We start from the raw sequence: 24,290 nt of genomic DNA, 5'->3' as shown, positions 1-24,290 counted from the left end.
CGACGCACATTCCATTGCGACACACCGCACGACATAGACTTTCTATTTATATGCTCTTTGTTGTCTTGCTCATCATTTACAACTCGGACAGTAACGCGATGAACTCATCCACCTCTTGAGCGCTGTTCCTCGCGTTGATGGACACTCGCACAAAGCGCTGATGCCCGTGCTGCAACATGAAGTACGGTGTATGCGCAGCGTATCCCGGCCAAGCGTTGATACCTCGTGCTCGCAGATAGCTGACGACTTCTGTCGCCGAACAGCGCTCATGGGTGAAAGCGATAATGCCCTGATGCTCGGTACCCGGTGCGATCAAGTTGACGCCGGGGGTGTCTGCCAGACGACGGAACAGCGCTCGATAGAGCTCGGACTCCGTCCCGTAGGCGCTCGACAAACGCTCTTTGATCGCCTGATTCAAACCCACCACGGCCGCATTGTTACGTTCGGCATATTCAAAACAGCGGGCATCTCCCATCCCCCGCGTGACGACTCCGGATGCATCGACAGTGGCCCGGCCCAGGTCGGTGAAACGAGGCTGCGCGGTGGCCAGGAAACGATCGGACAAGTAGGCAAACCCTGTTCCTCTCGGCCCACACAGGAACTTTCTACCGGCAGCCGTCAACACGTCGCAGCCGGCGGCGCGCACATCCAGCGCCAGCATGCCCGCCGATTGACAGGCATCGACAAAGTACCAGGCCGGGTAGTCGCGAAGGATATGCCCCACCGCCTCGATATCATTCACGATCCCACAGCAAGAAGGGACATGGACAATCGAGACCAACTTGACCTCGGCGCTCATGTGCCGGGCCAGCCATGGCAGGTCGAGGTTGCCCTCGGCCAGCAGCGGCATCACTTCAACCACTACGCCGTACAAGCGCTGCAATGTTGCCAATGCGATCAGGTTGCCCGCGTATTCGTAAGGAGTGACCAGCACGCGCGCGCCTTCGGACCAGTCCAATGCCTCCAGCGCGGTCACCCAAGCCTTGGTCGCGCCATCAAAAAGTGCCACGTTACGTGCATCGGTACCCAGCAGCCGGGCAATGTTTTCATAGACCTCAACGTCCAGGACCGCTGAGTAATTCAACTCGGTTTCATAGGCCCCCGATTCAAACTCGTCCTGCAAGTAACGTTGCATCAGCTTCAGCGTCTCGGCGGACATAAGCCCCGAACCCGCCGTATTGAAGTGAATCATCAATCACCTCTCGCGCCTTGAACCCAGGAAATAAAACAGACTGGCCACGACCACGCACATGGACAACATGTAGAACACGGCCTGAGGTGCATAGAGTGATAATGCAACACCGCACAACACCGGCCCCAGCGCAGCCCCCAAGTTCGACAGGTTCTGCGCACCGTAGTACACGCCGCGCATGTCCTCCGGGGCGATGTAGTCGATGAACAGGTATTCCACCGGGATAATAATGATCTCGCCCACGGTAAAAACGATCATGGCCAATACCCAGACAACCGGGGTCTGTGCGTAACAAAAACCCATCAGGCCGACCACGAAGAACAGCATGCCCAGCATCAGCATCCGGAACAGATTGCCTTGGTTGATCCTGGAGCCGACCAGGTATTGCAGACCAATGACCACGCAAGCATTGGTGGTCACCAAATAGTTGATGATGTTGTAGGTATTCTCCGCAGTGCTGGTCACGATCAAGTATTGCGACAGATAGGCCGTGAACTGACCAAACACGATGGCACTGAGAATGCCGCCGATCGTAAAACACACCAGCCGGTAGTTACGCACCAAATGGACCAGTACGCGGGCAAAATCATTATTTGGCCGCGCCACGCCCTCGCCGCGAGGAAGTCGCTCGCCCATCCCGCTGTACAGCACCACAAAAGCCACCCCGATCAGCGCCGAGACCGCAAACGGCAGGCCGGGGCTGATTTTCGCGCACAGCACACCCAGGAAAGGGCCGATGGCATAACCGACATTGGTCAGCGTGTACTTCATGGAAAACACGCTGGCGCGCTTGTCCGCCGTCACCAGAAAACCGATGCCTGATTTCACCGCGATATCGATCACCGCGTAGGACAGATTGACCACCACGATGGCGATGATGAACGGCACCAGGCTGGCGACCTGATAAGCCACGGCAAATGCCAAGGCAAACAATGTGGCGGCGCCGAGCAGGATCCGATAGTTGGAAAACCGGTCCACCAGAAAGCCGCCGTAGACACCCAGGATGGAGCTGACGATCAACGCGCCGCCCACCACCAGACCGATATCGGTGACCCCCAGGCCAAAGGCCTGGGAGAAATAAACCACCAGATACGGCAAGGCCAGCGCCCGGGCAACGGTCAGGATAAACGTCGCCGACAGCAACAGGACCACGGGCCTGCTATACACCTTGAGCCCGCCTTGCACGGCCAACTCACCCGACACGTCTTTCATGCCAGCATTTCCCTGTAGACGCCGGGTTCGTCCTCGCGCAGCAACTCTATGCTCTTCTGAATGGCGGCACGGTCGCGGTCGAGAATGAACACGTGACCTGGGCAGTTTTCCAGGGAAACGGTTTTCTTCAGCGTCCCTTCATCCTGGATCTTGATGCTGTGTACCCCAGGAATCGCTTTCCACCGAGCCAGGTTCGGTACTCGCTTGATCGGCCCCGCCTGTCGAGCAATCAGAAACACACAGCTGGAATGAAAATAGAGCTTGTTTCGCGGGCGTTGTCGGTCATCGAGAAAAGCCTGGGGGTTGACCAGCGAGTCGATCCACAGGCTCAACTGGTTATGCCCCAAGGCCCGTGTATAAGCCGACAGATCAATGCCACCCGGCATCCGTGCCGCTGTTTCAAGCAGCACCGGTTCATCGTCGACAATCATCAGTTCGCTGTGGCCTACGCCCTGGCGGATACCCAGTGCATCGAGCACGGAAAAGATGTACTGCGACAGACGACGGTAGACATCGGCATTGTCCACCGGGCACATCAACTGGTTGTAGTCGTGCACCGGCGAATCGCCGATCCGAGTGCGGTACACCCGGATGATTTCGCTGACATAGTGCTGACCGTCGACACTCACGGTATTGACGCAATATTCAATGTCCACATCAGTGGATTTGCTCGCCGACAACTCCGAGTTGAAATCCGAGTTATCCAGATACTGCTGGACCAGAATCTGCTCGTTACTTTCGAGAAACAGGTTCCGGCTCGACTTGATGACCTCGAAGGCCTGTTCAACTTCGCTTTCCTGCGTGCAGATATGAATATTGTCCGACCCGGCACTTTTGATCGGTTTCAACACCACCGGCAGGATGCGTTGCTCTTTTATCCACTCCAGAATGGCGGCCAGCGAATCCGATTTGAAATGCTTGATCGAGCGTACACCCGCGCGCTGCAAGGCTTCATGCATTTCAAACTTGTCGCGCCAGCGAATGGCGTGGGACGGATCATTACGGCGTGGAATATCAAACAGTCCAGCCAGATGAGCAGCCAGTTCAACACCAAATTCGCAACCAGCCAGCACAAACTGCACGGAATATTCGGATAACGCCTGACGCAGCTCGGCGTCCGAGTTGTAGAGAATGTCTTGGGTAAAGTCCGCCGGACGGAACCAGGCGTTATAGAACTCGTTGACATTGGCGGTGGAACGCACATGCACGCATTCGAATCCACGGGAAATAAAGGCGGGGGCAATAAGACTGCCGGTCGAATAGGCATCGACGATCAGCACAATGTTTTTCTTATAGATCACTTGACCGTCTCCCCGGCCCGACTGAGCGCTCGAACGGTATCCTTGATAATCCCGGCGGCTTTATAAATATCGTCGCGACTGATGTCGATATGCGGCATGAAGCGCATTTCCCTGGCGTTATACGGCAAGCCCCCCACCCCGTTCTGGCGCAGAACAGCTGCGAACTGCACCGGTGCAACACCCAGCGAGGCAACGTCCAGGGTGACCATGTTAGTGCCCTTGTAGCGCGCGGGCGTCTCGTCGATATCGTTGAGCAACTGGTGCAGCAAGGCTGCGTGCTCATGGTCTTCGACCAGCCGTTCAACGTGATTCTGCATCGCATAAAGCCCGGCAGCCGCCATCATGCCGGCCTGGTGCAGATCGCCGCCGAACCATTTCCGGTATTTTTTAGCGCGCAGTATCAACTCCTGGGAACCCACCATGATCGAACCGATCGGCGCTCCCAACCCCTTTGACAGACACATGGACAGCAGATCAGCGTTGTCGGTGTATGACGTCACATCGATGCCGGAGGCAATAGACGCATGGAGAATGCGTGCACCGTCGAGATAACGATAGGCACCGATATCCCTGGCATAGGCAAAGACATTGTTCATTTGCTGCAGAGGAAAGATGGCACCACCTTTACAGCCGAGGGTGTTTTCAATCACCACCACCCGTGGCAACGCGTAGTTCTGACTCCAGCGGCATTTGGAGGCGTGGAGCTTTTCCAGGTCACTGACGTCGAACAGGCCATTGTCGTGATTGGAAAGCGAAAAGTTGACCCCTGAAAAGGCCGACGTCGAGGCGGACTCGTAGAAATTGATGTGGTACGAGGCGTCCAGGAATATCTCATCGCCCGGGTTGGTCAGTGCCTTGATTGCCAACTGGTTGCTCAAGGTGCCACCCGAGGTGAACAGCGCCGCTTCCTTCTGGAAGTAATTGGCACAGTATTCCTCCAGCGCACGCACGCTCGGGTCTTCACCGAAACAGTCATCACCCACTTCTGCCTGATAAATCGCCTTGCGCATGCCTTCCGTTGGCTTGGTTACCGTATCGCTTCTGAGATCGATAAACATGAGATGCTCCGTTAATAACCTGCGCCAAAGACAATGCGGGAGGGGTCGTAGAAGTCTGCGAGAGCTTCCAGGACGTTTTCAGGCGACTCCGCGAGTCGATGCAGAAAATGCAGGTACCAGCTGTCGCCGTAAACCGCCGCGATACGGCAAGCCAGCCCTGCTTCTTTGGCTTTGCGCAACGTCTCGGGTTGCACCCCGTGGAGCATTTCCAGTTCCTGGATCTGCGAATGGTACCCCTGGTCGAAAATGCGCTTGATCAAGGTGGGATCCTGCGTCGCACAACTGACCGCAATCCTGGCCTCGAGGATTTCGGCGAGTAACGTCAAATAGCGCTCATCCAGTTCCGCTCCCCGCGGCAGGGCTATTTCAGGCGCTTCGTTATAAACGCCTTTGACCAATCTGATTTTACGACCATAACCAATGATTGCAGATAGATCATCAACTGTTCTATGCAAGTGGGCTTGCACAGTGAGGCCAATATTGGCGTGATCTGGGGCCAACTGGGAATACACTTCGAGGATCTTATCGACCGCCGAAGAGTGTTCCATGCTAATCATCACGGGAATGTTATGTTCTGCGGCAGCAGACAAGATAGTGGCGGCGTTGCGATAGGCAGTTTCCTGGGAAATAAGCATGCCCACTGCGCTTAAATCGAAACCCAACTGTGGAGTTAATCCAGCCTTGGAGAAAGTCTGGATAGATTTCAGGTACTCATCGACGAACGTTTGTACGACGTGAGGATCATGATTCTCCTCGCCGACATACTCAACACCGAGTCGATAGCCTTTATTGCGGAGTAATTGCAGCTTATCACGGAGTGTTTCTCGATCCGAGGCGATAATATAGCGGTGAGCCGCTTGCTCGAATAACCTGAAGAATAATGAGTCTTTACTGAAGGCGTCTCGACATTCTTGATTCAGCGCCAACTTTTTAAGGCCGGCAGATATAAGTACGCACGTATCCTGCGAAGGCATGGGTATCGCTCCTTGATAATAATTGCTCGTCCTGAGCGCCGAGTATTGTGCAACGATTTTTTTCTGTCAAGGCTCCACAACTATAACAACTTGTTATCACTCGCGGCGTTTCATATATATGAAACCGAGGATTACTCAGGACACATTCATATTAGATATCGTTTATTACAGCTTCGCGGCGAGACCTCGCCCAGGGGTTTATTTCCTGCGCCAGCGACGCAGCCTTAAACCTGCAACGCGGCTCACGCCGCTTTAAACAGGTTCAATCCGCTACGTCGCCGGGGGATGAACGCTTCATGCAATGCTGCGCCTATTGCGGCTTGCGATAGCTGTTAACAATTGCCGAAAAATCCTTGCCGCCCTCGCCCCGCTGGCTCATCGCCTGATACAACTGCTGAGCCACCGCCCCCAGCACCACCGGCTGATGGGCCTGCCGCGCGGCTTCGGTGGCCAGGCCCAAGTCCTTGAGCATCAGGTCCGCACCGAAACCGCCGGTGTAACCTCGGGACGCCGGCGCCGTTTCAATCACGCCCGGCCATGGGTTGTAGGTGTCCGAACTCCAGCAACGACCCGTCGAGCTGTTGATGATCCCGGCCAGCACCTGGGTGTCGATCCCCAGAGCGTCGCCCAGGGCCATGGCTTCGCTGACGCCCACCATGGAAATTCCCAGCAGCAGGTTGTTGCAGATTTTGGCGATCTGCCCGGTGCCGACCTCTCCGCAACGCACAATGTTACGGCCCATTTGCGCCAGCACCGGTTGCAAGGTGGCAAACAGCTCAGCGCTGGCACCGACCATGAAGGTCAACGTGCCAGCTGCCGCACCGCCGGTGCCGCCCGAGACGGGAGCGTCGGCCATCGCCACGCCCTGCCTGGCGGCAGCGGCGGCGACATCGCGGGCGGTCTGTGGATCGATGGTGCTGCAATCCACCGCTGGCGTACCAGCGGCGATACCGGCCAGCACGCCGTCTTCCCCCAGCCAGACACTGCGCACATGGGCCGCGGCCGGCAGCATGGTGATCACCAGTGCCGCGCCCTGGGCCGCATCCCGCGGCGAGGTGCTGATAGTGCCACCTAGCGTTGCCAGCTCGGCCAGCACCGTCTGGTTCAGGTCGAACAGGTTCAGCGAATGGCCGGCCTTGAGCAGATTGCGCGCCATGGGGGCGCCCATGTTGCCGAGGCCGATAAAGGCGATGTTCATGTCCGGCTCCTTAACGCAGGTTGATGGTGGTATTCACGCCGTCATTGACGCTGTCATCATCGAACCAGCGCGCGGTAACGGTCTTGGTCTGAGTGTAGAACTGCACCACTTGTTTGCCGTACGGGCCGAGGTCGCCGAGTTTCGAACCCCGGGAACCGGTGAAGCTGAAAAACGGTACCGGCACTGGAATCGGGATGTTGATCCCCACCTGGCCGACGTCGATTTCACTCTGGAATTTGCGTGCCGCCGCACCGCTCTGGGTGAACAGGCCCGTGCCATTGCCGAACGGGTTGGCGTTGACCAGGGCAATCGCCTGATCGAGGGTGTCGACTTCCAGCACCACCAGCACCGGGCCGAAGATTTCTTCGGTGTAGATGCGCATGTCGGTGGTCACGCCGGAAAACAGGGTCGGGCCGACGAAGTTACCCTGCTCGAAGCCCCGCACGCTGATGTCACGGCCATCGAGTTCCAGCTTCGCCCCTTCCTTCACGCCGCTCTCGATCAACTCGAGAATCCGCGCCTTGGCCCGTTTGGAAATCACCGGCCCGACATCGGTACCCGGCTCGCTGCCAGCGTTGACCTTGAGCTTCTGCGCCAGGGCCTTGAGTTCCGGCAACCATTGCTTGGCCGCGCCCACCATCACCACCACGGAGGTGGCCATGCAACGCTGGCCCGCCGCGCCGAAACCGGCCCCGACCAGGGCGTTGAGGGTTTGCTCGCGATTGGCGTCAGGCAACACCACGGCGTGGTTCTTGGCGCCCATCATCGACTGCACGCGCTTGCCATGGCGACCCGCAAGCTCATACACATGAGTGCCGACCGCCGTCGAGCCCACAAAGGAAACCGCCTTGATGTCTTTGTGGGTGCAAAGCGCATCCACCACATCCTTGCCGCCATGCACCACATTGAGCACACCCGCCGGCACGCCAGCCTCGATGGCCAGTTCCACCAGCAGCATGGTCGACAGCGGGTCCTGTTCCGACGGCTTGAGCACGAAGGTGTTGCCACAGGCGATGGCCATCGGGAACATCCACAGCGGAATCATCGCCGGGAAGTTGAACGGGGTAATGCCCGCACACACCCCAATCGGCTGGCGCAACGTGTAGGTATCAACGCCGCCGGCAACGTTCTCGGCGAACTCGCCCATCTGCAGCGTGCCGATTGAACAGGCATGCTCGACCACTTCCAGGCCGCGGAAAATATCGCCCTCGGCATCAGCGATGGTTTTGCCCTGCTCGGCGCTGAGCACCGCGGCGATACGCTTGGAGTGCTCGCGGATCAACGCCTGGAGCTTTAGCATGATGCGCATCCGCGCGCCGATGGGGGTCAGCTTCCAGGTCTGGAAGGCACGCTGGGCGGCAGCAATGGCGGCATCGACTTCCGATGCGGTGGCGAACGGAACCTTCGCCAGCACCTGCTGAGTGGCCGGGTTGACGATGTCGTGCCATTCGCTGGATTGGGATTCAACCCACTCGCCATCGATCAGCAGTCTGACGGTTTGCAGGGCAGTGTCGTTGGGCGTAAGGGAAACATTCATGCTGGCCTCCGGGATTGTTCTTATAGGGCGCGCTGGTTCAGCAGAGACCAAGGCGCATAGACACCTTGGTGATGGGACTGTTTTTGGAGTATAGATGTGCAAACTTCTAATAAGAACGCACATAAAAACCGGTCCAACATGCAAAAAAACATCACCTCCCTGGGGTCGCTCAATTGGGACGACCTCAAGTTTTTCCTCGAAGTGGCCCGCACCCGCAAGGCCAGCACGGCGGCCAAGCGCCTGGCCGTCGACTACACCACGGTGTCACGACGCATCAGTTCGCTGGAAACGTCATTGGGCACGCTGCTGTTCGAGAAATCCCGGACCAACGGTTTTGTCCTGACGGCTGAAGGCCAGCGCCTGCTGGGTTACGCCGAGTCGATCGAAAGCACCCTACACATGGCCTGCGAACAGGTTTCGGGGTCGGGGGTCGCACTGTCCGGCCACGTGCGCATGGGCTGCACCGAAGGCTTCGGCAGCTTCTTCATCACCCCGCAGTTGAGCCACTTCGTCGACGCCTACCCGGCCATTTCGGTGGACATCCTGCCGCTGCCGCACTTCATCAGCCTCTCCAAGCGCGAAGCCGACATCGTCATCGCCCTCGAACGCCCCGAACACGGCCCGTATGTGTGCTGCAAACTGTGCGACTACCGGCTGCAGCTCTACGCCACCCAGCCATACCTGGACAACCACCCACCCATCCGGCGCCCGGCAGACTTGAGCAATCACTCGTTCATCAGCTACGTGGATGACCTGGCGTTCAGTTCCGAGTTGCTCTACCTGGCCAACGTACTGCCCGGCGCCCACGCTCATCTGCGCAGCACCAGCGTGATCGCGCAATTCGTGGCGGCGCAGCAAGGGCGTTCGCTGGCAATTCTGCCGTGCTTCCTTGCCGCCCAGGACCCAAGGCTTTTGCCGGTGCTGCCGGAGGAAATCAATGTCACCCGGCAGTTCTGGATGTACTGCCGGGAGGACCTGCGCAAGCTCAAGCGCATTACCCTGCTGTGGGATTACATCCGCGAAGTGACTGAACAGAACCAGCCACTGCTGATGGGGGACAGCCGGGAGATGGTGTTTGCCGACTAGTCGGCGATGACCACGATGGCGACGCGACGGTTTTCGGTACGCCCATCGACCGTGTCGTTGGATGCGACTGGCTTGCTGCTACCGAGACCGCGTGATTGGACGTTTTCTTCACGCATGCCTACGCCTATCAATACTTTGCTCACGCTAAGGGCGCGACGTATCGACAGTTGTTCGTTATAGGCTTGAGAACCCGAGGCGTCGGTGTGGCCATCGACGCGTACCCGCTCGATTCCAGCCCCCAGCAGCGCCTTGCCAATTCGCTCGACGATCTCGGTGCTGGCCGGGTTGAGGTTTTCCACATCGCTGCCGAACAGCACCTTGCCTGACAGACCAAAGGCCCAGCCATCGTCAGTCAATTCGAACCCTTGCTGTTTGAGCACGGCCACTTGCGCCGGGGTAAGCCCTTTCTGCGGTGCAGTCTGGCAACCGCTCAGGGCCAGGACGGCGAGAAACAAAAACGCGGCGAAGTGCCGCAAGGAAAGTTGAGGATATAAACGCACGAGTCAGCTCCTGGTTTGAAGATCCGCGACGGAATGCTCCGACCCCGCCGTGTGTTGGCCGCCTCGGGCGAGGCGTTTGGCCTGGTACATCGCCGCATCGGCGGCGTTGAGCAAGGCGCCTGGCGTGGCGCCATGATCAGGGTAAACGGCAATACCGATACTGAGGGACGTCAGCACTGAGGCATTGCCGGGCAATTGAATCGGCATTTCCATGCTGGCGATGATTTTTTCCGCGATCAACTCGGCGTCTTCGGCATTGTGCAGCGGTGCCAGCAACACGGCGAACTCATCGCCACCCAGACGCGCCACCAGGTCATCCTCACGCAATTGTGCGCGAACCCGCGTCGCCACCGCCGTCAGCACCGCGTCACCGGCAGCGTGGCCGAAATTATCATTGATGCCCTTGAACCGGTCGCTGTCCAGATACAGCACAGCCACTTGTTCGTCGAGTTTGCTGGCATTGCGCAAAGCACGGATCAACCGGCCTTCGAAGTACGCCCGGTTCGGCAACCCGGTCAGGCTGTCGTGACTGGCCTGATGGGCCAGGGTTTCGTTCTCGCTTTGCAGGTGGGTCTGCCAGGATTCCAATTCATCGAGCAATGCGTTGAAGTCATTGCCCAGGTTATCCAGTTCGGCGATGGCGGCCGGCGGCACGCGCCGGTCCAGGGCTCGCTCGCTGCGGGCCGCGTGGGCTACCTCGGCCAGGCTACGCAGCGGCCCCGTGATCGCGCGCAACTGGCGCCGCGCCAGGTACAGCGCCACCCAGGCACTCACTGCCGTGCACAAAATGATCCCCGCCAGACCGCTGAGCAAAAAGCGCAACAGGCTGCCACCATGCCCCGCCAACAAGATGCTGCCAATGTTCCGCCCCTGATGAACGATCGGCAGGCTGATGGGTTTTTCCAGGAATGCCTTGGCGATGTGCATCTCCAGCTCCGACAAAAGACCGGTTTCCGGTCGCTGCCAGCGCGCCAACAAGCGCCCGTGCTCATTGAACACCCTGGCATCGGCGACTTCTTCGGTGGTGGCGATCAAGGCCAGCGCTTCGGTAGCCGCAGCCGAATCATCGAACACCACCGCCGCTTCCACGGTGTAGTTGATCGAGCGGGCGATCAGGTGCAGGTTATGATCGGCGTAGACCCGCAACGCAAGCACACCCAGCAAAGTCAGGGAAACACTGGCCATGGTGATTGCCACCAACGCGACGATCAGGTGACCGCGCCCGATGACCGAACCCAGGGTGGGACGGATCCGTGTTTTGGCCAGACTCATGGTGTTGCCGGCCTGCGACGGGAAAGCTGCAGAACGCTCGGATGGATACGCACGCCACTGCGCGCCACCGAGTCGAGGTTGACCTCGAACGATACCTGCTCATCACCGACCCGCAGGCAGAACAGGCTACCCACAGTGCACTGGTCACCACCCTCGCTGATGCTCAACACAGGCTTACCGATCAAGGAGGCGAACAGACGGGTGCGCTCGTCGCTGGTCAGCCTGCCGATGTAGACGGCGTTGCAATCCGTGGCGATGCTGGGGTGATCGGCCAGCAACCTCTGCACGGTCACTGGTCGGCCGGTGGCCTGGGTGGTGCCTTTTACCAGGTCGTCGGTGTATTGGGTCGGCCCGACAATGCACAGTTGCAGTTGCGCGGGTTCCAATGGCCAGCGAGCGTAGCTGAGAATGCCCAAGACGACTTGAGTGACCGCTTCGGCCCGCTGTTCGGCCCGGCTCGTGGATGACGGGTCTTCGGCAACCACCACAGGCGACAGCAACCACAGAAGACCGGTAAGCAGATAATGCCTCCAGTCCTTGCTGCGCACTGCCTCCCGAACCACCACTCTCATGGAAAATCTCTTGGTCATACGATAAGTGCCGGAACGATAGCACAGTGCCAAAAAGCCAGCGAGCCGGCGCTCTACGGACATATCCGACAGAAAACAGTCAAAATCGCGACCCAGGCATTGAATCACGAAAGCTGATCATTCAGTCATCTCGTTCCAACGCCAGCATCAACCCACTCAAGCGCTTGACCTTGCGCCGCACCGCCTCCTCGAACACTCCCGCCCGCGGCTCGATCAGGCTGAACCATTGCTTGGCCCGGGTAATGGCGGTGTACACCAGTTCCTTGGTCAATACGGGGTTCAGCGCATCCGGGAGAATCAACGCCGTGTGGGTGAATTCCGAGCCCTGGGACTTGTGCACGGTCATCGCATACACGGTTTCCACATCATTGAGCCGACTGGGCAGGACGAAACGCACGCCCCCCTGGCCGTCGTTGCGGGGGAAGGCGACACGCAGCACCTGTTTACCGGCATCCGGCCCTGCACGCTCGGGCAACTTGAGGGCAATGCCGATATCGCCGTTCATCAACCCCAGCCCGTAATCGTTGCGAGTCATCAACACCGGGCGTCCTTCGTACCACTGGTGATCGCTATCGATCAGGCGGGCCTTGAGCAGCGCGGCGGTGATGCGCTGGTTCAGTCCTTCAACACCCCATGGCCCTTTACGCACAGCACAGAGCAATTGGAATTCGTCGAATGCCGACAAGACCTCCCGAGCCCAATCGGCCCAGCAAGCATCTTCCAATGGACGAGAAATGGCCGGTCGTCGCTGCCGTAGAAGGCTCAGGTAATGTCGATACCCCTGCGGCCCTTCCGGCCGGCCTTCGAGTAACAAACGCTCCAGCGCCCCATCATGCTCGCCCTTTAACGCCAGGGAACACAGGTCGGCATGTTGGCCATCGATCAGCAACTGACGGGCTTTTTCAGGCTGTTGCTGGTTGACCCAGCGGGCCAACTGACCAATGCCACTGCCCTCGCCGAAGCGACGGGAATGCCTGAGCATGACCACTTGCTGCGCCAAGGGATGGGTGCCGTCGAGGTCTTGCTGCAGATCACTGGCCGAAAGATTTTCACCACTGACCGACTCAAGCCAGGTTCGGGTCTGCGGGCTGTACCAGCCCTCCTCGGCGTCCCGACACAAATCCCCCAGCACCGCACCGGCCTCCACGGAGGCCAACTGGTCCTTGTCCCCCAGCAACACCAGTCGCGCGTGAGCCGGCAACGCATCCAACAGATTGGCCATCATCTCCAGATCGATCATGGATGCTTCATCGACCACCAGCACATCCAGTGGCAACCGATTACCTGCATGGTGACGAAAATGGCGGGTACCGGGCCGACTGCCCAGCAAACGATGGACCGTGGTCACGTCGCAGGGAATGCGTTCACGCACAGCGTCGTCCACATCCAGGGTCCGCACCTGCTGGCTGATGGACTCGGTCAGACGTGCTGCCGCCTTGCCGGTCGGAGCGGCCAGGCGAATCCGCAGCGGCTTCCCGGCTTCCACCGCTGGCGCCTGCAGCAACGCCAGCAAGCGTACAACGGTGGTGGTCTTGCCGGTGCCTGGGCCGCCGGTGACGATACTGAAGCCCCCCCGAGTCGCCAGCGCACAGGCCAGTTTCTGCCAATCGATAGGAGCGGTGGCGCTGGCCGGCCCGAACAGCCCGTCCAAACGCTCGCGCAGGTCGCCAGGCGCGGCTTCCTGCTCGGCAAGCCGTTGGCGCAATGTCTCATCGATCCGCCGTTCATAGGCCCAGTAACGGCGTAGATAGAGACGTTTGCCGGACAACACCAACGGGCGCTGCTGCGCCTCTTCGCTCCCATCGACCGCCAGCGCCACCAGGCGGCTGGAGGCCAGGACGTTGCACCAATGAGCGCCATCCAGGGTCCGCAAGATTTGCGACGGCAGCACGCCGGTCTGCAAGTCACCCTCCGGGGGCAGCGACAGGGCGAAGTCCGGTTCCTCGAGGGTTTCGAACAAGTCCAGGCAGACATGCCCATGGCCCAACTGATGACTGGTGAGGGCCGCGGCGAGCAGGACCAACGGATCATCGTCAGGCGCCAGCTCATGGAGGAACGCGACGAATGCCTTGTCCAGGGCACGCAACCAACCGCGTTCGACCCAACGCGTCAGCAACAGCAGCAGATCATCTGCACGAGTCAAAGGCGCCAGCTCAACCAGGTTCTCGTCATCGGACGATGTGGGCCGCAGGTCGGCAAAAGAACGACTCATAGCAACTCTCCCTGCACCCACGCCGGCTCGGCCTTGGGTTCGGGTGCCCCCTGGAACAGACGATCCAGCTGCTCGATCAATGCCCGTGGCGGCTTGGTGAAATACACCCCCTGACTGGCTGAGCGGGTACCCCGAAGGAACAGATACAAGGCACCGCCGACATGCCGGTCGTAGTCATAGTCGGACAGGCGTGCCTTGAGCTGACGATGCAGGGCCAACAGATACAACACGTATTGCAGGTCGTAGCGATTGTCCAGGATCGACTGCTCCATGGCCTGCGCGGTATAGGCCATGTCATCGACACCCAGCCAGTTGGATTTGTAGTCGGCCACGTAGTAACGGCCGTCGTGCTCGAAGGTCAAATCGATGAAGCCCTTGAACATGCCGTTAAGCAACACCGGCTCGGCGGCGACACGGGCCACACCGCCATGGGTGAAGCGGCAAACCAGTTGATCGAGCTTGAGCACATCGACCTTATGACTGGCGAACCAGAATTCCATTTCGACCTGGAAATGGGTCAAGTGCTCGAACACCACCGGCGTCTGGCCGTTACCGACAGGCAAAGGCAGTTGGATCAGGTGTTGCAGCCATTCGCTCAGCGTGGTGATCCAGCCTTTCCAGCCACGGCGATTGCAGCGTCGGGCAATGGCATCCTCGATATCCGTCGGCGCCGATGAAAACCCTTCCCCGGCGACCCATTCCAGAAGTCCATGAAGAAAGGTGCCAGGGTTGGGCCCGCGGGGAAAGCGATGGATGTCGCCGCCCACGGCAATGACTTCCCTTGGGGCATCCGGGTCAAGTCGCTCATCGTCGAACAGTTTCTGGGCCTGCGGATTCTCTGGCGCGCTATCGCTGCCTTCGCTCAGGCTTTCGCCAATGCGCAATGCGCTGTAGGAGGCAATCCACCAGTTTTCGCTGGCTTTGCGCACGGGTATCAAGGGCTCGAGCAACACCGCTTCGTTACGCGGGGGGCGGTAGCACTCATCGGTGGCCTGGGGCATTTCCTGGCAACTCACCGCATCGCTGCCCTGTTGCAGCGCCTCCAGCCAGCCCCTCAACTTCACCGACTCGGCCAACGGCACACCGCCACCCAATAGATACCCCAGCGCGGACAAATGCAGGATCGAGCTGCTGTGGTTGCCCCGTTTGAGATCAGCGACACCCAGCCAGCAGGCATGTTGCGCACGGGTAAGCGCCACGTAAAGCAGCCGCAGGTCCTCGGCCAGACGCTCGTCATCGGACTTGGCAATCAACTCGGCGGTGGGCTTGAGACTGATCTGCGCCTGGCGGGACTCATCGTGGTAATGCAAAGGCAATCGACTGCCATCCACCGGTTTCGTCGAACAGATAAAGGGCAAAAAGACCAACGGGTATTCAAGCCCCTTGGACTTGTGGATCGTGACCACCTTGACCAGTTGTTCATCGCTTTCCAGGCGCAGGATCTGCTCCTCTCCCGCCTGCCCGGACAAGGCCAGGTGCTCGGACAAATGTCGAATCAAGGCCTGCTCGCCATCCAGCTCGCCGGCGGCCTGCTGTAACAGTTCGCACAGATGCAACAAGTTGGTCAGCACCCGCTCGCCATCGCTGCGCGCCATCAAGGCCTGGGGCAATTCGAAATCATGCAACAGACGGCGCAACATGGGCAGCACCCCCTGGGTACGCCAGACTGTGCGATAGCCTCGGAACTGCATGACCCGGGCCTCCCAGGCCAACTCATCCTGGTTGAGCCGCTCCAGCTCCGTCAGCGACAGGTTCAAGGTAATGCTGGCCAGTGCTGCCCGCAGCGGCCGTTCGACATCCGGCTCGGCGCAGGCCCTGAGCCATATCAGCAAATCCCGTGCTTCCTGAGCAGCAAAGACCGAGTCCTTATCGGACAGATAGACACTGCGTACTCCTCGTGCGGACAACTGGTCTCGCACGGCCTGCGCTTCCTTGCCGTCGCGCACCAGGATGGCGATATCCGCCGGTCGCAACCCTCGGAGCGTTTTTTCATCGACCGTGAAACCGTCGCGTCCCGACTGGCCGCCATTGAGCAACGCCGTGATCTCACTGGCGCAGGCCGCCGCCATGTGTTGCCGATACACCGCACCGGAGAGCGGCTGATCCGAAGGCAGGTGCCAGATATTCAATGCCGCAACGGCTTGCCCTGCGATCAGCAGGGACTCCTTGCGTCCTTGGGACTCAACAGGCAAAAACGGCACCGGGTTCACACCCGATGGCTCCCGGAACAGGAAGGCTCCGCGCCCCTGCGGGCGAGCTTCGGCGTTCTGGAAAATATGGTTCACGGCGCCAACCATGGCGTGGCTGGAGCGGAAGTTCGTGCCCAGCGTATGCAGCCGGCCAGCGGTGGCTTCGCGGGCTCGCAGGTAGGTATAGATGTCGGCACCGCGAAACGCGTAGATCGCCTGCTTCGGATCGCCAATCAGGAACAGGCCGGTTTCAGGGTTGTTATCTTCGATGCGGTAGATGCCTTCGAAGATCCGGTATTGAACCGGGTCGGTGTCCTGGAACTCATCGATCAATGCCACCGGGAACTGCTCGCGGATCAGGCTCGCCAGACGCTCTCCCCCCTCGGCTTGCAGAGCGGCGTCAAGACGCAGCAGCATGTCGTCGAAGCCCATCTCCGCGCGGCGACGTTTCTCTGCCTCGAAGCGCGCCCCAACCCACTGCGCGGCATGTTGCAGCACCGCGGCATCCGGCGTGGGCAAGGCATCCAGGCTGGCCTTGAGAGCGGCCATGGCGTCCAGCCCGGGATGGCTTGGCACTTCGCCTTTCCAGGCTTCGGCCATGCCCTCGGGCGTCAACCGGGTGAACCCGGTGCCAATGTCCAACAGCTCGAGGCTTTCGTCATCCACCCACGCCGTGATTTTCTGAAACCAGGGTTCGAAGTAGCGTGCCTGCATCTTGCGACCATCGACACTCTTGCTGGCGACACCTTGCTGGCAGATCTCCAGCAGCTCCACGGCCCATTGCCGCCACGGCGCCTTGAGATCGAGCAAAGCGGCACTGCGCTCCTGCAGGGAGGCCGCGATGAGCTCGGCAGGTTCGAGCCCCTCTCCGTTGCCACGCTCGCTGGAAAACAACCCTCTCACACGGGGCAACAGTGCAGCAGGCCCTCCCCAATGAGCACGCACCCAGTTCAGCGCCTCACCTTGCATCGAGTAGCAGAACAGCCGCCAATAGTCGCGCAACACCTCGCCAAGCAATTCGCTGTGGTCGGTTTCCAGGGTTTGGGTAAACAGGCTACCGCTGTCGAAAGCATGCTCGCGCAGCATCCGCTGACACCAGCTATGGATGGTCGAGACCGCCGCTTCGTCCATCCACTGCGCGGCAATGTCCAGCCGGTTCGCACAGCCAGGCCATTGCTCGGCAGGGAACTCGTCCCGCAACTCTGCGATCAGCGAATCCGGAGCAGGAATCTCGTCACGAAAGAAACGCGCAGCTTCGGCCAGGCGCGTGCGAATACGTTCACGCAACTCTTTGGTGGCAGCGTCAGTGAAGGTCACCACCAGGATCTGCGGAGGAAGCAGCTCGCGACCGAAGCCACTTGCCGAGTCGCCATGCCCAAGTACCAGACGCAGATACAGCGCCGAAATAGTAAAGGTTTTGCCGGTACCAGCACTGGCCTCGATCAACTGGCTGCCACGTAGCGGGAAGGCCAGGGCCAATGGTGTCTGATGACTCATGAGCGTGCCTCCTCGCTGACCAATGAACGCCATGGCGCGTCGAGCAGAGGCCGGTAAAGCGCATTGCACCAATCGGGGAATGTTTCGTCAGCCGTCAGGACATCAAAATCCGCAAACTGTCGGGCCAAGGCCGGACTTTCCCGTCGTTCGCCTTCAGAGGTCTGTCCATCGCCTTCGTAGGCTTTTCGAGCCGCCGCATCGGCTTTGGCCGGATCGCTCTGGCCCAGCCAGGCAAACGCAGTCTTCACCGCGACCGGTAGCGGCTGGCGCATCCCGGTCTGCCAAGCCTGCAACAAATCGCCGAGCAGTCTCTGCGCGACTGGCTGATCAAAAGGCGCCAGCAGCAAGCTGTCATCACTGGCCACCAGCGCCGTCGTCATCGACAAACCGTTAGCGCAGGCCACCAGATGGTTGACCCAGGGACGTATCAGGCGATGCCATTTGCGGGTCTTGATAGAGCCAATGCTATTGGGAATCGCGGTAATGGCGAGGACCGCACCGTCGGAGCGCTGGTGCAGGCCGCTGAGCCAGCCTTCGACGCTTACCCCATGCAATTGCAGGCTGACAGGCACAGCACTGGTCAGCGGCGTGGGCCATAACGCCAGGAGCTGTTGGTAACGCTGGAGCAGATCAGGCAAGGGCTCGATCAACTCGCGCTGCATGCACTCACCGAAACCGGCCATCGGTAACAGGCCGCTGTTCTGGAGCCTTTTGGCGTGGGCGGCCAAGGCAAGCTCCGGCTGGTCCAGGCGAACCAGCGCGGCCTCGAGCAAGCTGTCGCTCAGGCTGTAGCGTTGCAAGGCATCGAGAACGAACGGTTCATCATCGGCCAGCGGCGCTTCGATGACCTCGAAGAATACTTTCAGTCGCTGGCTGAAGAAATGGCGGACGGGATTGCGCAGGAAGTCCTGCAACTGGCCAAGGCCCAAGGGTTCTTCCTGAAGGTAGGGCTCCAGCACCTGGGTCTTGCCGGTGTGATCGTGGGCGGCGTGAAGCATTCGCCATTCGCTGGCGTAACTGAACAACTCATCGCCTTGATGAAAATAACGAGCGCTGAACGGTTGCAGAGGGTGCTCCTGAGTCAGTGCTTCGAGAAGATTCTTACTGTCATCTGCCAGTCGCCATCCACTGGCCAGGTGATCGCGCAGCTGACCGATCAACACCGATGCGGGGCGCTCACTGTTATCGCGGATGCTGCGCCCCACCCAACTGATATAAAGCTTTTCCCGGGCCGAAAGCAGCGCTTCCAATAGCAGGTAGCGGTCGTCCTCACGCCGGGACCGATCGCCAGGGCGATAGTCGCTGCCCATGAGATCGAAATCCAAGGGGGGCTGGGCTCGCGGGTAATCGCCATCGTTCATTCCCAGCAGGCACACCAGCTTGAAGGGAATCGCACGCATCGGCATCAAGGTACAGAAGTTGACCGCCCCGGCCAGGAAACGTTGGGACAGTCGACCTTGATCCAGTCCGGCCAACCAGGCTTCGCGCACGACCGTCAGCGGCAACTCATCGTGCAGCCCCACTGACTCACAGGTTTCCAACCAGGTTTCGCGCAAATCTTCGAGTTGGGCCAACAGGTAGTCGTCATGCTCGTTGCTCGCCTGGAAAAACACTTGCACCAGGTCGTGCAGACGCGAACCCCATTCCTGCGGCGATGCGGGTTGGGTGAGTTCCTTATGGGCGACTTCCAGCGCATCCAGCAAGGCAACCAAAGGCCCAATCAACGCTGCATCAAGGCCGCCGATTTCATCATAGGGTTCGATGCCCTCATAGGCGAGCGAACTGCCGACGGCATACCCCAGCAGCATACGATGCAGACCGAAATGCCAGCTGTTCTGCTCAAGTTCCGCAGGCAACCCCAACCCGGCACGGTGTTCGGCGCTCATGCCCCAGCGAATGCCCGCACCCTCGATCCAGCGGTGCAGTGTCGGCAAGTCAGCCTCATCGATGCCGAAACGCTCACGCAACGCCGGGACATCCAGCAAATCGAGGATTTCACTGACCGGGAAGCGGCTGTCAGGCAGCTTGAGCAGGTGCTCGACGGCGATAAGCAGCGGATCACGTCCACGCTGGCCCTGGTCGGTCAGGGTGAATGGAATAAAACGGGGATCGGTTCTATCCAGTTGGCCGAACACTGCACGGATATGCGGGGCATAACTGTCGATATCCGGGACCATGACGATGATGTCCCGAGGGCGCAGGGTCGGATCAGCACTAAAGTGGGCTAGCAACTGGTCATGGAGAATTTCTACCTCGCGCTGAGCGCTGTGGGCAATATGAAAACGGACTGACCCATCTCGTGCCGTATCGACGGTAGGCCAGTGTTCCCGGGTTTCATTCAGGGGACGCAGCTCCAGGATGTCATCTTGCAACTGACTGAGGAGGGTCGTGGGATTCCCGTCACTGAACAGGTCGATTCGTCCATCGCGAAATACCGAGCGATAGCTGTTGGGGTCATCGTAGCTGTCGAGCAGGTTGATGTAGTCACGCCCCTGCTTGCCCCAGGCAGCCAATAGCGGATGAGCATGCTGATGCAAGGTTTGCGGGTCGAGGACGACGGGCATGCCGGTCTTGCGTGCCTGACGCTTGTATTGGTGACGCAGCAAGTCCTTGTCGGCCACGATGTCCGCCCAATGGTGACGACACGGGTTGTGGACGCACAGCAGGACCTGGCTGAACCGGGACAGGCCGGCGAGCGCCTCGAGGGCTTGGGCAGGCAACGAAGAAATGCCAAACACGATCACCCGCGCGGGCAGACCTTTCGGCGCGACCTCCAGGCTGTTGATACGCTCGATGTAACGCTGGTGAACGCCAGCACGGCTCTGGGCCATGCCCTTTTCTCCGACGTCCAGTAACAAGGCTCGCCACAGTTCAGCTTGCCAACAATTGGCTGGCGCGAGCGGCTTGATTTCACCTCGGACGTTTCTGGTCTGGTGTCGACCTTCCGCCCAGTCTTCAAGCCAGTCGGCCCGGTACACCTGGTATTGGTCGAACAGATCGGCAAGACGCTCGGACAATTGATAGCGCTTGCGCAAGTCGGTGTCGTGGGTAAGGAATCGCCGCAGAGGCTCGAAATGAGGCTGCTCGATCAACTGCGGCAGCAGACGCATCAGTCGCCAGGTGAGCGGCGCCTTATCCAGCAAGGACTTGATCGGAATCTCGTCACGTCCCAGAACCATTCGATAAAGTTGCCACATGAAGCTGCCTGGCAACTGCACATCAATGGCAGCGGCAATACCGCAGCCGCCCGTGTCGTCGTCTTCCGGATCTTCAGCCAGTGCCAACTTGAGCCATTGGGCGATACCGTTGCTTTGTACCAGCGCAATTTCATTTTCAAGAGGGCCCAGCGGATAACGCCGCATCAAGCTGATCACCAGGCTGCGCAGCTCATCAAGGCGATTCCCGTGAACCACCATGAAAGCAGGGCTAAGGGACGTCGCGTCCGGCATGAAGGGCATCCTTGAAATGCAAAAGCTAGGGCCGAACCTTAGCACTGTCGGGGGGCTGTGACAGCCGGGAGCTGTCCGTGCTTGTCGTAAGAACTTTCTCGCGGGCAAAACAAAACCCCTACCTGCGTCAGCAGATAGGGGTTTCGGAATTTAATCTTGACGATGACCTACTCTCACATGGGGAAACCCCACACTACCATCGGCGATGCATCGTTTCACTGCTGAGTTCGGGATGGGATCAGGTGGTTCCAATGCTCTATGGTCGTCAAGAAATTCGGTAGCCGGTGCGTGCCTTGCGGTCACGTGCCAGCGAATGGGTATGCGATAGTTTGTGTGTTTGCTGCGAACTTTCGGTTCATATCGTCTTCACACACCGCAATCTGGTGCCCTTTCAGGTCAGCAAATTGCTTGGGTGTTATATGGTCAAGCCTCACGGGCAATTAGTACAGGTTAGCTCAACGCCTCACAGCGCTTACACACCCTGCCTATCAACGTCGTAGTCTTCGACGGCCCTTCAGGGGACTCAAGGTCCCAGTGAGATCTCATCTTGAGGCAAGTTTCCCGCTTAGATGCTTTCAGCGGTTATCTTTCCCGAACATAGCTACCCGGCAATGCCACTGGCGTGACAACCGGAACACCAGAGGTTCGTCCACTCCGGTCCTCTCGTACTAGGAGCAGCCCCTCTCAAATCTCAAACGTCCACGGCAGATAGGGACCGAACTGTCTCACGACGTTCTAAACCCAGCTCGCGTACCACTTTAAATGGCGAACAGCCATACCCTTGGGACCGGCTTCAGCCCCAGGATGTGATGAGCCGACATCGAGGTGCCAAACACCGCCGTCGATATGAACTCTTGGGCGGTATCAGCCTGTTATCCCCGGAGTACCTTTTATCCGTTGAGCGATGGCCCTTCCATACAGAACCACCGGATCACTAAGACCTACTTTCGTACCTGCTCGACGTGTCTGTCTCGCAGTCAAGCGCGCTTTTGCCTTTATACTCTACGACCGATTTCCGACCGGTCTGAGCGCACCTTCGTACTCCTCCGTTACTCTTTAGGAGGAGACCGCCCCAGTCAAACTACCCACCATACACTGTCCTCGATCCGGATAACGGACCTGAGTTAGAACCTCAAAGTTGCCAGGGTGGTATTTCAAGGATGGCTCCACGCGAACTGGCGTCCACGCTTCAAAGCCTCCCACCTATCCTACACAAGCAAATTCAAAGTCCAGTGCAAAGCTATAGTAAAGGTTCACGGGGTCTTTCCGTCTAGCCGCGGATACACTGCATCTTCACAGCGATTTCAATTTCACTGAGTCTCGGGTGGAGACAGCGCCGCCATCGTTACGCCATTCGTGCAGGTCGGAACTTACCCGACAAGGAATTTCGCTACCTTAGGACCGTTATAGTTACGGCCGCCGTTTACCGGGGCTTCGATCAAGAGCTTCGCGTTAGCTAACCCCATCAATTAACCTTCCGGCACCGGGCAGGCGTCACACCCTATACGTCCACTTTCGTGTTTGCAGAGTGCTGTGTTTTTAATAAACAGTCGCAGCGGCCTGGTATCTTCGACCGGCGTGGGCTTACGCAGCAAGTGCTTCACCCTCACCGGCGCACCTTCTCCCGAAGTTACGGTGCCATTTTGCCTAGTTCCTTCACCCGAGTTCTCTCAAGCGCCTTGGTATTCTCTACCCAACCACCTGTGTCGGTTTGGGGTACGGTTCCTGGTTACCTGAAGCTTAGAAGCTTTTCTTGGAAGCATGGCATCAACCACTTCGTCACCCAAAGGGTAACTCGTCATCAGCTCTCGGCCTTAAGATCCCGGATTTACCTAAGATCTCAGCCTACCACCTTAAACTTGGACAACCAACGCCAAGCTGGCCTAGCCTTCTCCGTCCCTCCATCGCAATAACCAGAAGTACAGGAATATTAACCTGTTTTCCATCGACTACGCTTTTCAGCCTCGCCTTAGGGACCGACTAACCCTGCGTCGATTAACGTTGCGCAGGAAACCTTGGTCTTTCGGCGTGGGTGTTTTTCACACCCATTGTCGTTACTCATGTCAGCATTCGCACTTCTGATACCTCCAGCAAGCTTCTCAACTCACCTTCACAGGCTTACAGAACGCTCCTCTACCGCATCACTTACGTGATACCCGTAGCTTCGGTGTATGGTTTGAGCCCCGTTACATCTTCCGCGCAGGCCGACTCGACTAGTGAGCTATTACGCTTTCTTTAAAGGGTGGCTGCTTCTAAGCCAACCTCCTAGCTGTCTAAGCCTTCCCACATCGTTTCCCACTTAACCATAACTTTGGGACCTTAGCTGACGGTCTGGGTTGTTTCCCTTTTCACGACGGACGTTAGCACCCGCCGTGTGTCTCCCATGCTCGGCACTTGTAGGTATTCGGAGTTTGCATCGGTTTGGTAAGTCGGGATGACCCCCTAGCCGAAACAGTGCTCTACCCCCTACAGTGATACATGAGGCGCTACCTAAATAGCTTTCGAGGAGAACCAGCTATCTCCGAGCTTGATTAGCCTTTCACTCCGATCCACAGGTCATCCGCTAACTTTTCAACGGTAGTCGGTTCGGTCCTCCAGTTAGTGTTACCCAACCTTCAACCTGCCCATGGATAGATCGCCCGGTTTCGGGTCTATTCCCAGCGACTAGACGCCCTATTAAGACTCGCTTTCGCTACGCCTCCCCTATTCGGTTAAGCTCGCCACTGAAAATAAGTCGCTGACCCATTATACAAAAGGTACGCAGTCACCCAACAAAGTGGGCTCCCACTGCTTGTACGCATACGGTTTCAGGATCTATTTCACTCCCCTCTCCGGGGTTCTTTTCGCCTTTCCCTCACGGTACTAGTTCACTATCGGTCAGTCAGTAGTATTTAGCCTTGGAGGATGGTCCCCCCATATTCAGACAAAGTTTCTCGTGCTCCGTCCTACTCGATTTCACTTCTAAGATCCTTTCGCGTACAGGGCTATCACCCACTATGGCCGCACTTTCCAGAGCGTTCCGC

14 protein-coding genes and 2 rRNA genes (1 of these 16 running past the window's edge) are annotated in these 24,290 nt (G+C 58.7%); 1 reads left to right on the top strand and 15 read right to left on the bottom strand.

The genetic code is table 11. From position 1 onward, the window contains the following. Window positions 1-76 precede the first annotated feature (76 nt). The 7 genes from EPZ47_RS03550 to EPZ47_RS03520 form a co-directional block, all read right to left on the bottom strand. Complete coding sequence (locus EPZ47_RS03550) at window positions 77-1,192, bottom strand: aminotransferase class V-fold PLP-dependent enzyme (RefSeq protein ID WP_238346741.1); 1,116 nt, start codon at window positions 1,190-1,192, stop codon at window positions 77-79. A gap of 3 nt (window positions 1,193-1,195) precedes the next feature. Then, the gene (locus EPZ47_RS03545; RefSeq protein ID WP_135843558.1) at window positions 1,196-2,404 is read right to left on the bottom strand and encodes an MFS transporter; all 1,209 of its coding nucleotides are present in this window, start codon (window positions 2,402-2,404) and stop codon (window positions 1,196-1,198) included. Continuing rightward, window positions 2,401-3,705: a hypothetical protein gene (locus EPZ47_RS03540; protein WP_135843557.1), complete on the bottom strand. Its 1,305-nt coding sequence runs from the start codon at window positions 3,703-3,705 to the stop codon at window positions 2,401-2,403. Before EPZ47_RS03540 ends, EPZ47_RS03545 begins: the two co-directional genes overlap by 4 nt. Next, entirely contained in the window at window positions 3,702-4,763 is a 1,062-nt protein-coding gene (locus EPZ47_RS03535) for a threonine aldolase family protein (RefSeq protein ID WP_135843556.1), read from the bottom strand. Before EPZ47_RS03535 ends, EPZ47_RS03540 begins: the two co-directional genes overlap by 4 nt. Before the next feature lie 11 nt (window positions 4,764-4,774). Next, entirely contained in the window at window positions 4,775-5,737 is a 963-nt protein-coding gene (locus EPZ47_RS03530) for a proline dehydrogenase family protein (RefSeq protein WP_135843555.1), read from the bottom strand. Between the two features lie 310 nt (window positions 5,738-6,047). Next, window positions 6,048-6,935, bottom strand: coding sequence for a 3-hydroxyisobutyrate dehydrogenase (mmsB, locus tag EPZ47_RS03525; protein WP_135843554.1), 888 nt, complete (start codon window positions 6,933-6,935; stop codon window positions 6,048-6,050). 10 nt (window positions 6,936-6,945) lie between these two features. Then, a complete protein-coding gene (locus tag EPZ47_RS03520) occupies window positions 6,946-8,472 on the bottom strand; it encodes a CoA-acylating methylmalonate-semialdehyde dehydrogenase (protein ID WP_135843553.1) in 1,527 nt (508 codons plus the stop codon). Between the two features lie 138 nt (window positions 8,473-8,610). Between EPZ47_RS03520 and EPZ47_RS03515 the strand changes: the two genes are divergently transcribed. After that, complete coding sequence (locus tag EPZ47_RS03515; protein ID WP_135843552.1) at window positions 8,611-9,558, top strand: LysR family transcriptional regulator; 948 nt, start codon at window positions 8,611-8,613, stop codon at window positions 9,556-9,558. Here EPZ47_RS03515 and yfiB read toward each other — a convergent pair. The 8 genes from yfiB to EPZ47_RS03475 all read right to left on the bottom strand — a co-directional run. Continuing rightward, window positions 9,555-10,058: an outer membrane lipoprotein YfiB gene (gene yfiB, locus EPZ47_RS03510; RefSeq protein WP_135843551.1), complete on the bottom strand. Its 504-nt coding sequence runs from the start codon at window positions 10,056-10,058 to the stop codon at window positions 9,555-9,557. The genes EPZ47_RS03515 and yfiB overlap by 4 nt on opposite strands. Window positions 10,059-10,061: 3 nt before the next feature. Then, window positions 10,062-11,330, bottom strand: a complete 1,269-nt coding sequence (gene dgcN / locus EPZ47_RS03505) for a diguanylate cyclase DgcN/YfiN (protein ID WP_135843550.1) — start codon at window positions 11,328-11,330, stop codon at window positions 10,062-10,064. Continuing rightward, window positions 11,327-11,902, bottom strand: a complete 576-nt coding sequence (gene yfiR / locus EPZ47_RS03500) for a regulatory sequestration protein YfiR (protein WP_135843549.1) — start codon at window positions 11,900-11,902, stop codon at window positions 11,327-11,329. Before yfiR ends, dgcN begins: the two co-directional genes overlap by 4 nt. A gap of 139 nt (window positions 11,903-12,041) precedes the next feature. Next, window positions 12,042-14,132 (bottom strand): exodeoxyribonuclease V subunit alpha, encoded by a 2,091-nt coding sequence (gene recD, locus EPZ47_RS03495; RefSeq protein WP_135843548.1) that lies wholly within the window; start codon window positions 14,130-14,132, stop codon window positions 12,042-12,044. Next, window positions 14,129-17,818 carry an exodeoxyribonuclease V subunit beta gene (recB, locus tag EPZ47_RS03490; RefSeq protein ID WP_135843547.1) on the bottom strand — a complete coding sequence of 1,230 codons (3,690 nt, stop codon included), beginning with the start codon at window positions 17,816-17,818 and terminating at the stop codon, window positions 14,129-14,131. Before recB ends, recD begins: the two co-directional genes overlap by 4 nt. Beyond that, window positions 17,815-21,267 (bottom strand): exodeoxyribonuclease V subunit gamma, encoded by a 3,453-nt coding sequence (recC, locus tag EPZ47_RS03485; RefSeq protein ID WP_135843546.1) that lies wholly within the window; start codon window positions 21,265-21,267, stop codon window positions 17,815-17,817. The genes recB and recC overlap by 4 nt, the downstream gene beginning before the upstream one ends. A gap of 154 nt (window positions 21,268-21,421) precedes the next feature. Further along, window positions 21,422-21,537 (bottom strand): 5S ribosomal RNA (gene rrf / locus EPZ47_RS03480). Window positions 21,538-21,686: 149 nt separating this feature from the next. Continuing rightward, window positions 21,687-24,290 (bottom strand): 23S ribosomal RNA (locus tag EPZ47_RS03475); it runs 288 nt beyond the window's last position.

Origin of the sequence: Pseudomonas viciae (assembly GCF_004786035.1) — a bacterium.
Lineage (GTDB): Bacteria > Pseudomonadota > Gammaproteobacteria > Pseudomonadales > Pseudomonadaceae > Aquipseudomonas > Aquipseudomonas viciae.
The sequence above is the reverse complement of the archived record's forward strand: the minus strand, read 5'-3'. Positions and strand labels throughout refer to the sequence as shown.

Excerpts from the sequence above, each read along its gene's own strand:
- EPZ47_RS03550 (WP_238346741.1), bottom strand. The coding sequence starts at position 1,192 with ATGATTCACTTCAATACGGCGGGTTCGGGGCTTATGTCCGCCGAGACG.
- EPZ47_RS03545 (WP_135843558.1), bottom strand. The coding sequence starts at position 2,404 with ATGAAAGACGTGTCGGGTGAGTTGGCCGTGCAAGGCGGGCTCAAGGTG.
- EPZ47_RS03535 (WP_135843556.1), bottom strand. The coding sequence starts at position 4,763 with ATGTTTATCGATCTCAGAAGCGATACGGTAACCAAGCCAACGGAAGGC.
- EPZ47_RS03530 (WP_135843555.1), bottom strand. The coding sequence starts at position 5,737 with ATGCCTTCGCAGGATACGTGCGTACTTATATCTGCCGGCCTTAAAAAG.
- mmsB (WP_135843554.1), bottom strand. The coding sequence starts at position 6,935 with ATGAACATCGCCTTTATCGGCCTCGGCAACATGGGCGCCCCCATGGCG.
- EPZ47_RS03520 (WP_135843553.1), bottom strand. The coding sequence starts at position 8,472 with ATGAATGTTTCCCTTACGCCCAACGACACTGCCCTGCAAACCGTCAGA.
- EPZ47_RS03515 (WP_135843552.1), top strand. The coding sequence starts at position 8,611 with ATGCAAAAAAACATCACCTCCCTGGGGTCGCTCAATTGGGACGACCTC.
- dgcN (WP_135843550.1), bottom strand. The coding sequence starts at position 11,330 with ATGAGTCTGGCCAAAACACGGATCCGTCCCACCCTGGGTTCGGTCATC.
- yfiR (WP_135843549.1), bottom strand. The coding sequence starts at position 11,902 with ATGAGAGTGGTGGTTCGGGAGGCAGTGCGCAGCAAGGACTGGAGGCAT.
- recD (WP_135843548.1), bottom strand. The coding sequence starts at position 14,132 with ATGAGTCGTTCTTTTGCCGACCTGCGGCCCACATCGTCCGATGACGAG.
- recB (WP_135843547.1), bottom strand. The coding sequence starts at position 17,818 with ATGAGTCATCAGACACCATTGGCCCTGGCCTTCCCGCTACGTGGCAGC.
- recC (WP_135843546.1), bottom strand. The coding sequence starts at position 21,267 with ATGCCGGACGCGACGTCCCTTAGCCCTGCTTTCATGGTGGTTCACGGG.